Source organism: Roseburia inulinivorans DSM 16841, from assembly GCF_000174195.1.
Taxonomy (GTDB): Bacteria; Bacillota; Clostridia; order Lachnospirales; family Lachnospiraceae; genus Roseburia; species Roseburia inulinivorans.
On record NZ_ACFY01000099.1, the window covers coordinates 1 to 12,424 of the forward strand.

The window sequence follows — 12,424 nt, forward strand, 5'->3', positions numbered from 1 at the left end:
GTAGGCGGTGTGTTATTCATCGCTTACTATCTTTCCTCCTTTTTGTACTTGTCATCTTAGAATAAATAATTAAATTCCTATAGCATCTATGGCTACAGATATAATAGTAAAAAACGCCAGCTAACTATCTTTCACTTTTTTTCTGGCTAATCGGGCGTTTCGGCTGATGAAGTATTTCCATACATGGTGTGGAAAATCCATTTATCCCATATACAGCTTCATTTCTCATGACACGCTCTACAACTTTCAGCACATTCTTATTAATCTGCTTTATTCTTTCTCACCTCCTATTTAAAATTTTTGCTATACTAAGCAAAGCTGCATATAATATAACAGCTATTGCCATGTAACTAATGTAAACCCTATCTGTCTCTAACATAACACAACCAAGTATTATGCCCCTCCTGTAAAGCGATTTCAAAACTTCTCGTCTATACAAGTATGTTTGTTCCAACACAACGATAATTTTTTATTGGAAACAATTTTTTGTTACCTTTTTCCACTCTTTAGCAATAGTTCCTACCATATTTTTTCTAATTTGCATTTTGTCTGAATTTTTCCACACAAATTCAGTAGTGCAGCAACTATCATACCGTTTAATAACCACTGGCATACTTCAATATGAATTTTGTGTGATATAATAATTGCCATATCTGCCAATACTAAAATTATTAACGCCTGTTTTCTAAATTTTTTCTGTTCCTCTTGATCTAATGTTCGATTTTCATTTTCTATTGGAGCAAATGCAAATATAATTGCATTTGCCCCAAATGTAGTTGCAGTACATAACCATAGTGGAAAAATGATTTTATCCAATAAACATACCGCAACAACTATGGAACATGAAAATAAATAGCATCCACTCCTTGTTCTCGCATGAAAGCCACCCGATTTTCTACGCAATGGTATTAACACCATTGCAGTTACAATCATGGGTATTATCATTCGCATAGCAAAACCAATTACTATGTATGACAAGTAATGTACCACCTCTAACAATAAGCATTCTAAGCCAAAGCGATATACATCTTCCTCATTTTTATCCAGAAGTCCTTTTGTCCTCATGCAAGATAGAACATTTTTCAGCAATTTGTCCATAGGAAAATACTATTTTCTTTCTTTCAGTTCTTTTACTTTCTGTGGCATTTTAGGCTGATAGCCAATAAACAGGCACGCTGAATTTGCCTCTTTCTCTGCGTTTGCATATGCTGCTTTTGCAAGTAATTTCAATGCTACATCATTAAGTTTTTTCATGCTTGAAAACCTCCTTATTTTTCTTTTTCTATCGACAAGCATCTTATAAAATTTTACCTTTTTTGCACCAAGTACGATTTTTTTGCACGAAGTAAGACTTTTCACTTATTAAAAAGCAAAAAAAAGCAAAAATGCTGATGAATATAATATCATCTGTTCTGTTGCTTCATATATTTTTATTGATAAACATATTGATATTACGAGCGATCGCATTCATATTGTCAAAAAAATAGCACCTAAACCGCAAATGGATTAGATGCATATAATTTTTTCTATTATTTTATTTACTTATCTACAATTTTAATTTTCTGTTACTGCTTTAAATCCGAAAATTGCTTACCTACCTAAATAAGTCTATCATTACCTCTTACATGATTTTCCTCAATATCTTTTAGACTTTTCTGCATACTTTCAAAGTATTATCCTATCGGGGCACCATTTTAAGATTTCTGATTGTCAACAGACCTTTTTCTCCATCAATATATGTACTATTGAAAAATACAACAAAACAAACCTGCGATATTTTTTTCCACGCAGTTGAATCTCTTGTTGTAGAAGGAATCCATATTCGGAAATGTTCTTCCTCGCAGCTAACCTGTAATGTTCTATCAATTACCTTATTTCGTATATCATCTTTTATTTCCAATTGAAAAGCTCTTATATCTCCACTACTTGCCGCATCAAATTCAAAAAAATATCCTGCTTCAAAAAAAGCTGACCAGTTATCACATGGAGCATATTCAAATAATGCCATTGCAAATTCCTGATTTTCTATTTTATTTACATTGATTATGTCAATATCCATTTCAAAACTGTCTTTATGTGTTCTTATTTTCATAATATTTGAATCAGTATAAGAACTAACCTGTTTTATATCATAAAACTTAGTATAATCGTAAATTAAATCAACTTCTTTTCTCTGTGATATAGAATCGTCAAATCTTGTATGCTCATTCACACGATTTACTTCATTTGCAAGTTCCGTTGTAAGATAGCGTGTAAGGTGCATACTGACATAATCATTAAATTCCTCATCAGAAGCATAAACAACATATATTCCTCTGTCCTTGTATTTCTCCTTAAATGCCTGTATCTTTGTCTCCGCTTCCATATCAATTTCACTTTTTCGTACTGGCTTATCAGAAAAATATACAAATACCTGTTTTCCCTTCTGTATCATCAATTCAATTTCTTCTATTGTTCCTGATTCATAATGTTGTGTAGGACTTCCTATTCTATTACCAAATATAGCAATAATTGCATCCGATTTATCTAAAATCTGTTTATTGATAATGCTTTGTGGATAATTTCCCGCTTCTGGCATAACATTCTTTGACCAATACAGCGTTTTTACAAAAATATCCATAGAAATACCTATAGAATCATTTATATTATCCACAACTCTATTTATAATCTCTACCTCTGTTTTTACATCAGAAGGACACGAAATCATCAGTCTGCATACCGGCATCTTCTTAAACATAACTTTCCCCCTTTGCTTTTTATTTAGTATAACAAACCAATGTAATTATTTCCATAATTATCTATCATGAAGCGTTTTGTCAAGTGCTTTTTTGAGTTATTGACGCAAATTATCGTGAAAGTGCGAAAGCGCAAAGTGCAAAGGGTCTGCGTTTTGCACTTTCAGCTTGCGGGTTCGGGTGGCTGCTTCTTCTTGATGAAGTTGTACCATTGACCGCCGACACGCCTTGCGCCTAAAATGCCGCCCATGTTGCGCTTGGCGTTCTGTACCGTCCTTTCGGATATTCCGGCTTCGGCTGCGGCTTTTACAACGTCCTCGCTGGCAAGCTCTTTCCCGTCTGCAAGCAGGTCAAGTATCAGCCTTTCAGCCTGTTCGGTTTTGGTGGCGTTGTTGCCGCCCGCGCCGGACAGCAGCTCGTCGGCGGTGATGTCGTATTCGCCTATCCATGAAAAGCCCGTTTCCGGGTCAAGGCAAAAGGCAACGGGCTTGCCCTCCGGTGCAAGGGAAGATTTGTCATGGACGATAACGCGCACATTCGGTTCTCGCTTCACGCGCCCGATCAGCAGGACGCTCCTTGCTGCGGCGCGGAAGTCGATAGAACCTAAGCCCCGGTATGCGCTCTGCCCTCCGGCAGCTTTGTTGAGATGTCCGATAAGGATAACGGCGCACCCGGTACGCTCGGCAACATCGGCAAGGCGGCGGAACATGGGGCGCACTTCGTTTGCCCGGTTCATGTCGGTTTTTTCACCCATGTACGCCTGTATGGGGTCAAGGATAATCAGCCGCGCCCCGTTCTGCGTGATTGCCTTTTCTATGCGCTCATCGGACAGGGTAAGCTCCCGTTTGGCTTCATCAATCACAAGCACCCGGTCAAGGTCTGCGGCGGCTTCTATCAAGCGTGGCTTGACGGTATCGCCCAGCCCGTCCTCGGCGGTCTGGTAAATTACTTGGAATGGCGGCAAGGGCTTCATTCCCGGCAGCGTTCCCCCGGTGGTGCAGGCGGCGGCAAGGCGTAGGGCAAAAGTGGTCTTGCCCTCGCCGGGATTGCCCTGCACAATGGTTACTTTCCCAAAGGGGATATACGGCTCCCATAGCCATTTAACGGTCTGTGTATCAACCTCGCTCATGCGGATAATCTCAACGGTTTCTTCCTGCGGTGGCTCTTTCAAGCCGTAAATCGCTTCCCGGATATACTTACCGTCCGCGATTTCTGCCCGGTGCTGCAATACCTCGTTCCAGTCCTTGTAAAGCGGCACAAGGCGGTGGACGGTCAAGCCCTCCGGCACAAGCTCCGCAAGGCGGCTGCAAGCATCGTTTCCGGCGTTGTCGTTGTCAAGGCAGAGGTAAACGGTCTTGATGTTCAGACGGTCAGAGAGAAAGCGCAACAGGGCTTTTTCTCCCACGCCGCCCAACGCCAGATAGCTTTGCTTCTGCCAGTCCTTTTTGAACAGGCAGAGGAAAGATAAGAGGTCTATCGGGGCTTCAAAGACAAACAACCTTTCGCCCTCGCCACGGTAGCAGAAGTTAAAGGCTTTGTCGCTGCCTTTCACATCAAGCCGAAAACTCCCGGCTGTGCCGCGCTGATGGGCGTATCGCGGTATGCCGCTTTCATCTCTGCCGACGAATACGGCGTTATGGTGGGCGGCTTCCTCGTAAATATCCCCGGTGGAAAAGAAAAAGCCCGTCACATCTTCATCAATGCGGCGGGCTGCTGTGAGGTAGTTCCTCGCTATGCGGTTGTCGGTGCTGCGGGGTGGCAGTCGGAAGTCGGATAGGGGCGCGGGGCTTGGTCTGTCCGGCGGCGGGGCGGCTCCTTTTTCGCCTGTCAGCAGTTCAACGGCTTCGGTGACGCTCTTGCCGAAAAACTCCATGACAAAATCAACGGGTGCGCCGCCTTTGCTCTGGCTGTGCCTATACCATTTGTTTCCCCGGACGGTCAAGCTGTCGTGCCGCTTCCAGCGGTATTCATTTCCGGCGCGGGTAAGCTGCTCGCCCCGTCCTTGCAGGAAAGAAACAAGGTCGGCTTGGTTGGCGCGGTCTATCTGTTCTTGGGTGTAATACATAAAAGTTCAACTCCTTTCAGCGGTCTATATCATGCCGTTTGGTGCGGCTCTGCGTCTGCTCCGGCTGGTCGGCGCGGAGTGCAATATCCACGCATTTGCGGATTTTTTGAAGCTTTGAAACATTGGTGCGGGTATCTTTCAGTTTGGTATAATCGCTGTCCCTCTGTGTTTTGAGGTCAGCATATTCCTGTTCCCATTCCGCAATAGGCAAGGTCTTTGTTCCTTTCGGCAGATTTGCATGGAGATAGCGGTTTGCCGCGTCCCATAGGGTCAGCTCGGCGCGGTGGGCTTCCTCGTACTTGTCGCGCTTGTTTGTCCAGCCGTTTTGCAGCTTTTTCAGTTCATCGTGAATGGGCTTGTACTCTGTGTAATTCTTCCCGTATTCAATTAGCTTTTGTAGCTTCTTCATGCGTTCCTCGGCGGTTTTCATTCCTGCCCGGATTGAATAGGCTCTATCACTGACAGAGGAAAGAGAAACGTCCAGCTCGTCAAGATTAGAGATGCCATGCTCGGAGAGATAGTTGACCGCTGCCGCTATGGTTTTCAGTTCATCGGCTGCGTGCTGTTGTTGCCAACGCTGCGAATACTTCCGGCTCTTTTCTCTCTGAACGCTCAAATATTTCATCAGCAGATTTGCAAGGTTGGGAGATTGCGCCGGCTGCTTCGGGGCGGTTTCCCACACTTTGAACAGGTCGGCAATCCATTCTTTGAGCTTGCTAACCTGCGCCCGGATTTCCCGGATAAGGCGGTTTGCTTTTTGGATATTTCGGTTCAGTTCGCCTTTCTCGGTGGCTACACCTTTCTTCTCCATTTGACAGGCGGCTACGCCCATATGGATGGTCGGTATTTCGTCAATGCCGCGCTCGGCGTTACTGCGGTGGTCGATACGCTCCGGGCTTCCGGCACGCTCAAGATAGTCGTTTGAAATATCAGCCCATGCCTTGCGCCAAACAAGCGCATTCTCTTGGCTGTTCCAGCCCGTGAGGTCAACCTTGTGCGTCTTATATCTGCCGCTTGGCAAGCGGATACGCTCACCGTTTTCATCAAGGTCATATTCCTTTTTGGACTTTGCTGCCCACGCGCCGCGCTCGTCAAGGGGGCGCATGGTAAGCATAATATGACAATGGGGGTTGCCGCTGTTGGTGTCGTGGATAACAAAATCCACACACATTCCTCTGGAAACAAATTGAGAGGAACAGTATTCCCGGACAAGCCGGATCTGTTCCTCTCTGGATAATTCTATGGGGAGTGCTGCGTCAATCCCACGCGCAAGCTGGGCGTTCCCGGCTTTCTCGTAAAGCTCCACGCTGTTCCACAAGGTTGAACGGTCAGCGAATGAGGGCGGTGCGTGGGGCGGCAATATGATTTCTGTATGGACAACGCCGCCTTTGCGAGTGTAGTCATGGGTCATTCCGTCCCATTCGTTTGTCAGCTTTTCGCCGCTTCGGTAGGCGGCTGCGGCAACGGCTGATTTGCCTTTTCCTCGGCTCACAATGCCGATGTTCCAATGGTAAATGGCTATGGGTATCACCTCCCGGATAGGATAATAAAACCCTCAAAAATGGTACAGACGCCAAAGGCGGGTGTACTGTTTTTGTGGGTGTGCAGGGATAGCCGCGAAGCGGCGCAAGGGGTGCAGCCCCTTGTTGCGGCAAAGCCGCCATATCGGAGCGCGGGGAAATCTCCCTGTGCGGAGATAAGCCCTCGGCAGAGCGCACACGCCCGTAAGGGTGTATAAGTGCGCCCTTAGTTCCTAAGGGATTTTCAGCTTGTCGCTCCCTCTGCTCGTTTTTTCAGATATTCCCGCGCTGGTTCACTCGTCAAGGCAAGCCTAAGAAGTGCTGCGGCTTCCTCGTCGGTCATGTTCTTTGCTTCCGGCACAATGCTTTCAAAGACTGCGCCCCGGACGATAAGGCGGTGGCTGCGCGTTCTGCGTTCCTCTTTGGATAGCTTCTGACGCAACATCTTTTCCCGGTTCTCAAATTGCCGGATTTTCTTCTTTCCGTCCTCAATCTCGGCTTGCAACTCCTCGCGGGTTTTCTCTCTTGGCTTTGTCATGGTTGGGCGCTCCTTTCTGCTCATAAGCATAGAAAAAGGACAGTCGATTTTCTCGGCTGCCCTTGTAAAATAGAAAACTTATTTACTTTGCAAGAAGGTTTTGTTCGGATACTTTTTCATCAGAAGTATGGCTTGTTTGGGCGTGGGGCATATCAGTCTGAGTTTCCGTCAAAGTCTGTGTTATGATAGTGTTCATATAACCAGTATTTTCCCTCAAACTCAACGACAATGTTATCGCCGTACTGATAAACCGCAGCCCCTACAATATCATCATTTGCTTGGAAATTTTCTTTTGGTTCTTCCGAAGAACTAACTGTGTTTTCGATTTTTCCCAACAAATTGAAAGAACTTTTTTCATCTGCGAAGTTGGGTTGAGAGTCAACGATTTGATAAAGCGTATCATTTACATAGACCATAGGAGCAATATCTCCAGAAATGGGAACCAATGCCTTTAGCAAATCTTCTCCTGTTACACCTAATTGTGCTTCATCGCTTGCAAAAGGAATACGCAACAGGTATTGTTGGTCTACTTCGTAAAGATATATATAAATGCCTGAGCCAACATCTTGTGTGTCACCTAAAAGAGAAAGAACATCTTCTCTTGTCATGGTCGGTGTTAGTTCTTTAATTTGCTCAGATGTTACCTGCGTCGGTGTATCGAGCGGTTCTTTGTTTTCTGGTATTAGACTAAGGATTTCTTCAGTCAACGGGTTACTTTCTCCTGCGTCAATCGTTTTTGCAGCTTCTTTTATTTCTTTATGAGAATAGTCGCTCAAATCTTCAACAGCAATGCCGAGAGAATTGAGATAATCAACCGCTGCATTATATTGAATTATATCAACGGCAAATGCGGTCAATGGTATCATCAAGCACAAGCAAGCTGCAATAGCCCCCCACTTTACCCAAATGGGCTTTTTGGCTTTCTTCTTGTAGTTGAGAGCTTCATCGACATATTTTGTGTCAAGCTCGCTCATAGCGTCGGAAAACTTCTTTGCATTCATACGAATACCTCTCTTTCAATCAAATATTGCTTCATCTTCTCGCGGATACGGGTCAGCCGGACAGAAATGTTTTTTTCTGAAAGCCCCATAAACTCGGCTATGTCCTTATAGCTGTCGGAAAACCAATAGCGGCGCATGAAAATAACGCGGTTTTCGGTAGTCAGCGTGTCTAAAAATGCTTCAATGATACGGGCTAACTCTTTGGCTTCGATTTCTGCTTCTACTGTATTCGGGGCTGCTATACAGGCTTCAATTTCTTCCAAAGCAATCGTGTAATGGCTGCTCCGTTTGGCTGCTTCCTTTCTCCAATAGATTTTGAGTGAAATGTTCCGAACGATTTTAACAAGATAAGATAGCAGCGGGTTAGGTCGTGCCGGGGGAATGGCGTTCCATGCGCCTAAATAAGCGTCGTTTACACATTCCTCCGCGTCTTGTCTGCTGCCTACGATATGGTAGGAAAGATTGTGGCAGACCTTTCCGTATTTTATATCCAGCTCTCGTATGCCTTGTTCTGAACGTCCAAAAAACATTTCTATGATTTTTTCGTCGTCTATCATCTCACCGCCTCCTTTCGGGCTTCACCTATGTACTACGGTTTCAGCGGCAAATACTACATCTAATCCGAAACTTTTTCAAAAAAATTATAGCACATCTTTTTGAATAGGGTGTGTCAAGTTGCCGGAATGTTTCTTTGCCGCTTTGCTGGCGGCGTTCCTCCGTTCCTCACTGTATGGGGCGGTCAGACGGAAAGAGAAACGCCCCTTTGCAATCTCAAACTCCATGCAGCCCGTTTCGGGGTCTGCGTCGGTCTGGCGGCACTGGTCGGGGTGCTGTCCGGAGTAGGCGGCAAGCCGCTTCTTTAAGTCGGTGTTGTGTGTGCGGATATGGATAAGGGGGTCTTTCTCGTCAAACCATATATCGGTGGTCTTTTCCTGTTTGGTAAGCCCTGTTCTCATGTAAGCTCCTTTCCATGCCCCTGTTACGCAATAGGGGCATTTTTCGGGTGTTTTTCCCGGCTCTTGACTTGTGGAAAATGAGGATTTTCAAATAGAAAACGCCCGGACAGGGAATGGTTCGTCGGGGCGGCTGTTATCGCAAGATTTCTGTTTTTCCGGCTCTTGACCGTCAGACGCGGATAAACGCGAGCTGTCGGCAAGTGCCAGTTTGAGCAGCTTGTCGCGGAATGTTTCTGTGCTGCTGTGATTGAAAAATAACTCCACAACAATGGTCTGCCCGTTCCTCTGGGTCGTAATGATACTGTCGGGGGTCTGTTCTGCCATAGGCGGCTCCTTTCTTTGAGCGCAAAAGAGGGATTTCCCGTAGTTCGGAAAATCCCTCTTGGTTGACGGTTATTCTGTTTTACTGTGCGGGCTGTGCGGCTGCCTGTGCCTTTCGCCTTGCCCGGTATTCCCGCGCTTTCATGCGGTCATACTCCCGCTGCTTTTCAAGATTTCTCGCCCGGTATTCCCTTGAATAGTTGCGGTGGTAGGCGCGGCTCTTTTCCTTTTTGGCTTCTTCGATTTCCTCCCGCATTTGCCGGATTTCCTGCTCGGTCGGCTCTGCAAGCTGTGTCACTTCGTTCTCAAACTTGCCGATATAATTGAAATATATGCTGATGTGCTGGATTGCGTATCTCGCCCTTTTCTGGTCGCGCTCATGCACTTCAATCCGGCTGATAAACTCGTTGAGAATGGCGGGGGTAAGCTCGGTAAAGGCAGCATGGCGTTCCGTCAGCTTCAAAAACTTCTGCGCCCGTCCTCCCGCGTTCTCATAAGCGGATAGCTGCTCTTGGAGCGTGGCAAGCTCCGCTTTCAGCGCGTAGTATTCTTCCGAATACTTCTGCGACATCTGCTCATAGCGGTCTTGCGGGATCGCGCCGAGGGCGTTGTCCTCATAGAGCTTGTTCAGCACCTTGTCAATCTGTTCAAGGCGCGTCGTGATTTGCGGGATACGCTTCTGCTGCTTCTTGGTCTGGTCGGTCTGCTGCATGGCAAGGTTCTTTTTCACTAAGGCTTCAAACTCCGCCCGGTTGCTGATAGAACAGTCCTCGATTTTCTTCAGCACTTCCGCGATGGTCTGCATGAGCAAATCCGCGTCCATGATGTGAGGGGAATGGCATTTGGGGTTCTTGGCTTTCCCCTTGTGGTACTCGCTGCAAAAAGCAACGTGCCGCTTGCCGCCGTTCCGGTAATCTATACGAATGTGCATTTTTGCGCCGCAGTCTTTACAGAAAAGCAAGCCGGACAGAGGGTGGATTTCCCCGTCCCCGTTGGGGCGTCTGATGGGTGCGTTTTCCAAAATCCGCTGTACGGTTTCAAAATCGCTGCGGCTGATAATCGGCTCATGCACATTTTCTGTGATGTGCCACTGGCTCCGGTCTACATAGTGGTTATGTTTATCCCGGAAATGCTTTGTAGTCTTGAAGTTGACTACATCGCCGCAATACTCCTGCCGTGTGAGGATATTGGTCAAGGTGGCTTTGTTCCACTTGCAGCGGTTATCCTCGTTGAGTGTCTTATTTTTACAGGTTCCCCGCCCTCGGTCTTTCATGTAGAAAGTGGGGGTTGGGATTTGCTCCTGTGTCAGATATACGGCGATTTGGTTGCGGTTCTTCCCGCCGATAAACAGACGGAAAATCAAACGGACAACCTCGGCGGCTTCCTCGTCGATTATCCAAAAATCCTTGTTGTCCGGGTCTTTGACATAACCGTAAAGGGCTTCGGTGACAATCGGCTTTCCGCTCATGCCTTTGGTCTTAATGCCCGTTTTCACTTTCTTGCTGATGTCCTTTGCGTACCACTCCGACATGATGTTGATAAAGGGCGCAAACTCCAATGTGTCGGGTTTCTCGCTGTCAATGCCGTTGTTGACTGCGATAAAGCGCACATTGTTCCGTCTGAATATCTCCATCGCGTTGCCGACTTGGAGATAGTCGCGCCCCCAGCGGGTAAGGTCTTTCATAATGCAGACACCGATTTTCCCGTTTTCCACATCGTCCATCATGCGGGAGTAGGCGGAACGGTCAAAAAACCTGCCGCTTTCGTCATCGTCGATGTAGTGCCGGATATTGGTTAGGTGCTGCCCTCTGGCATAGTTCTCCAAAAATATTTTTTGGTTCTGTATGCTGTTGCTCTCGCCGCCGTCCCTGTCCTCGTCGCCCACGGAAAGGCGGGAGTAAAGGGCTGTAATTTTGCTATAATCAGTCATGTGCATAACCTCCTGTGCGTCCATGTATGTGTCATTTACACTTAAAATTATGCACTCCAAGTGACATTTTTCTTAATAATAAACACTTGTCATTGAAATGAATCCTATTTGCCGCTTTTTTGAATCCATACAATATAATACTTTATAAAAACATACAAAAAAGTCCTCTTGTACCGAACTTACTGTTCCTTTCAAGAGGACTTTATTTATGGCATATACTTCATTTCTTATTTAACAGCACCATTGATTCTTAATTATAATACACAGTCAGTCCTACTGTAACCGTTGATACAGGATATATGTTTCCATGAGTTGTTGTTCCTGAATTCACAATATATATCTGCCATGTACCTGACGGATTTTCTCCATTAAAATCGTCTAAATACCATATTTTACTAGATGTCGGACCTGTATAAGAATGCCAACTTCCATTTGGACTCTTTATCCAAAGGGTATATGGATCAGTTCCACTCGAAACATTGATTGCCAATTTAACCTGTGTGATTGAAGCATCTGATCCAATTATACTACCAGATGACAAACTGCTGGTTGTTGATTTTCCTCCATTAATAGCATTCAGCTTAGTAGTTGTCTTACTATAAAAACTTGAAGCTGCAAATACTGGTGTTACAAAAAGCAAACAAACCATCATACTTACAACAACTGCCATAAACGTTTTTCTTGAAACCGTCTTTTTAGCTTTTTCTGATATTCTCATATTAGCAACCTCCTTCAAAAATGAAATATATTCCACATAAAAAACATACTATATTTTTATATCTACTGATTTCTTGCCACTCTCAACAGACTCTCTGGTAATACCATCCAATGCACCAGCCGGTATTGATTTCCCAGCTTTCCATGTAGGATCAGCGGCTTTTGCTGCTTCTGCAAATGCCTGTCTGTATTGATGTTCATATTGTTCCATTGTCCAGCCTGCTGATAAGCGGTCATCCTTATCCATTTTTCTGTATAAATTGTTATATACGCTCTCCCTTTTGGTAGTATCACCATTTAAAGTACCGTTTTCATTTAAGAATTCTTTCTTTGCCAGTTCAAACATTTCTTCCCGGCTGCTCTCTGGAATAGAAATGATATGTTTATAACTGTTTCTGTTCTCATCCGTTACAGCAAGTCCTGTTAATCCGGTATTCGGATCAATCCAGTCTCCGTTTTTGTCATACTGGCTCATCAGGTTCTTAATTGCCTGAACATTTGTAAACATTGCACCGTTTCCATTCTTCATCATCTCACTCAGTGCTGCTTTATACTTTTTACTGTTTGTGTCAATCCCTGCTGCTTTTAATTGTTTTTGTACAGAACTGCTGTTCATTTTGGACAACTGAATATTGTTGACC

The 12,424-nt window shown here is 45.1% G+C and carries 14 protein-coding genes; all 14 read right to left on the reverse strand.

All coding sequences use genetic code 11. The annotated features are described in order from the left end of the window. Positions 1–124: 124 nt before the first annotated feature. On the reverse strand, positions 125–253 hold the full coding sequence (locus ROSEINA2194_RS11675; RefSeq protein WP_007887181.1) for a hypothetical protein: 129 nt from the start codon (positions 251–253) through the stop codon (positions 125–127). A 266-nt stretch (positions 254–519) separates the two neighbouring features. Then, positions 520–1,098, reverse strand: a complete 579-nt coding sequence (locus tag ROSEINA2194_RS11680; RefSeq protein ID WP_007887183.1) for an accessory gene regulator ArgB-like protein — start codon at positions 1,096–1,098, stop codon at positions 520–522. Between the two features lie 9 nt (positions 1,099–1,107). Next, a complete protein-coding gene (locus tag ROSEINA2194_RS11685) occupies positions 1,108–1,254 on the reverse strand; it encodes a cyclic lactone autoinducer peptide (RefSeq protein ID WP_006859576.1) in 147 nt (48 codons plus the stop codon). Positions 1,255–1,678: 424 nt separating this feature from the next. Then, on the reverse strand, positions 1,679–2,737 hold the full coding sequence (locus ROSEINA2194_RS11690) for a DUF4062 domain-containing protein (protein WP_007887187.1): 1,059 nt from the start codon (positions 2,735–2,737) through the stop codon (positions 1,679–1,681). A gap of 161 nt (positions 2,738–2,898) precedes the next feature. Next, entirely contained in the window at positions 2,899–4,800 is a 1,902-nt protein-coding gene (locus ROSEINA2194_RS11695; RefSeq protein ID WP_007887189.1) for an AAA family ATPase, read from the reverse strand. A 16-nt stretch (positions 4,801–4,816) separates the two neighbouring features. Beyond that, positions 4,817–6,331, reverse strand: coding sequence for a MobQ family relaxase (gene mobQ, locus ROSEINA2194_RS11700; RefSeq protein WP_044024718.1), 1,515 nt, complete (start codon positions 6,329–6,331; stop codon positions 4,817–4,819). A gap of 233 nt (positions 6,332–6,564) precedes the next feature. Then, positions 6,565–6,858 (reverse strand): DUF3847 domain-containing protein, encoded by a 294-nt coding sequence (locus tag ROSEINA2194_RS11705; protein WP_008982219.1) that lies wholly within the window; start codon positions 6,856–6,858, stop codon positions 6,565–6,567. Between the two features lie 152 nt (positions 6,859–7,010). Then, positions 7,011–7,859 (reverse strand): hypothetical protein, encoded by an 849-nt coding sequence (locus tag ROSEINA2194_RS11710; protein ID WP_007887193.1) that lies wholly within the window; start codon positions 7,857–7,859, stop codon positions 7,011–7,013. Continuing rightward, entirely contained in the window at positions 7,856–8,416 is a 561-nt protein-coding gene (locus ROSEINA2194_RS11715) for an RNA polymerase sigma factor (RefSeq protein ID WP_005922902.1), read from the reverse strand. The genes ROSEINA2194_RS11710 and ROSEINA2194_RS11715 overlap by 4 nt, the downstream gene beginning before the upstream one ends. Before the next feature lie 84 nt (positions 8,417–8,500). Further along, positions 8,501–8,815, reverse strand: coding sequence for a hypothetical protein (locus tag ROSEINA2194_RS11720; RefSeq protein WP_007887200.1), 315 nt, complete (start codon positions 8,813–8,815; stop codon positions 8,501–8,503). A gap of 87 nt (positions 8,816–8,902) precedes the next feature. Continuing rightward, a complete protein-coding gene (locus ROSEINA2194_RS11725) occupies positions 8,903–9,139 on the reverse strand; it encodes a transposon-encoded TnpW family protein (protein ID WP_007887201.1) in 237 nt (78 codons plus the stop codon). A gap of 79 nt (positions 9,140–9,218) precedes the next feature. Beyond that, positions 9,219–11,066 (reverse strand): recombinase family protein, encoded by a 1,848-nt coding sequence (locus ROSEINA2194_RS11730; protein ID WP_014081270.1) that lies wholly within the window; start codon positions 11,064–11,066, stop codon positions 9,219–9,221. 250 nt (positions 11,067–11,316) lie between these two features. After that, entirely contained in the window at positions 11,317–11,784 is a 468-nt protein-coding gene (locus ROSEINA2194_RS11735; protein ID WP_044927809.1) for a hypothetical protein, read from the reverse strand. Between the two features lie 48 nt (positions 11,785–11,832). Further along, positions 11,833–12,424: DUF3879 family protein (locus ROSEINA2194_RS11740; protein WP_007887206.1), on the reverse strand; the 592-nt coding region annotated here is incomplete at its 5' end.

Excerpts from the sequence above, each read along its gene's own strand:
- ROSEINA2194_RS11680 (WP_007887183.1), bottom strand. The coding sequence starts at position 1,098 with ATGGACAAATTGCTGAAAAATGTTCTATCTTGCATGAGGACAAAAGGA.
- ROSEINA2194_RS11685 (WP_006859576.1), bottom strand. The coding sequence starts at position 1,254 with ATGAAAAAACTTAATGATGTAGCATTGAAATTACTTGCAAAAGCAGCA.
- ROSEINA2194_RS11690 (WP_007887187.1), bottom strand. The coding sequence starts at position 2,737 with ATGTTTAAGAAGATGCCGGTATGCAGACTGATGATTTCGTGTCCTTCT.
- ROSEINA2194_RS11695 (WP_007887189.1), bottom strand. The coding sequence starts at position 4,800 with ATGTATTACACCCAAGAACAGATAGACCGCGCCAACCAAGCCGACCTT.
- ROSEINA2194_RS11705 (WP_008982219.1), bottom strand. The coding sequence starts at position 6,858 with ATGACAAAGCCAAGAGAGAAAACCCGCGAGGAGTTGCAAGCCGAGATT.
- ROSEINA2194_RS11710 (WP_007887193.1), bottom strand. The coding sequence starts at position 7,859 with ATGAATGCAAAGAAGTTTTCCGACGCTATGAGCGAGCTTGACACAAAA.
- ROSEINA2194_RS11715 (WP_005922902.1), bottom strand. The coding sequence starts at position 8,416 with ATGATAGACGACGAAAAAATCATAGAAATGTTTTTTGGACGTTCAGAA.
- ROSEINA2194_RS11720 (WP_007887200.1), bottom strand. The coding sequence starts at position 8,815 with ATGAGAACAGGGCTTACCAAACAGGAAAAGACCACCGATATATGGTTT.
- ROSEINA2194_RS11725 (WP_007887201.1), bottom strand. The coding sequence starts at position 9,139 with ATGGCAGAACAGACCCCCGACAGTATCATTACGACCCAGAGGAACGGG.
- ROSEINA2194_RS11730 (WP_014081270.1), bottom strand. The coding sequence starts at position 11,066 with ATGACTGATTATAGCAAAATTACAGCCCTTTACTCCCGCCTTTCCGTG.
- ROSEINA2194_RS11735 (WP_044927809.1), bottom strand. The coding sequence starts at position 11,784 with ATGAGAATATCAGAAAAAGCTAAAAAGACGGTTTCAAGAAAAACGTTT.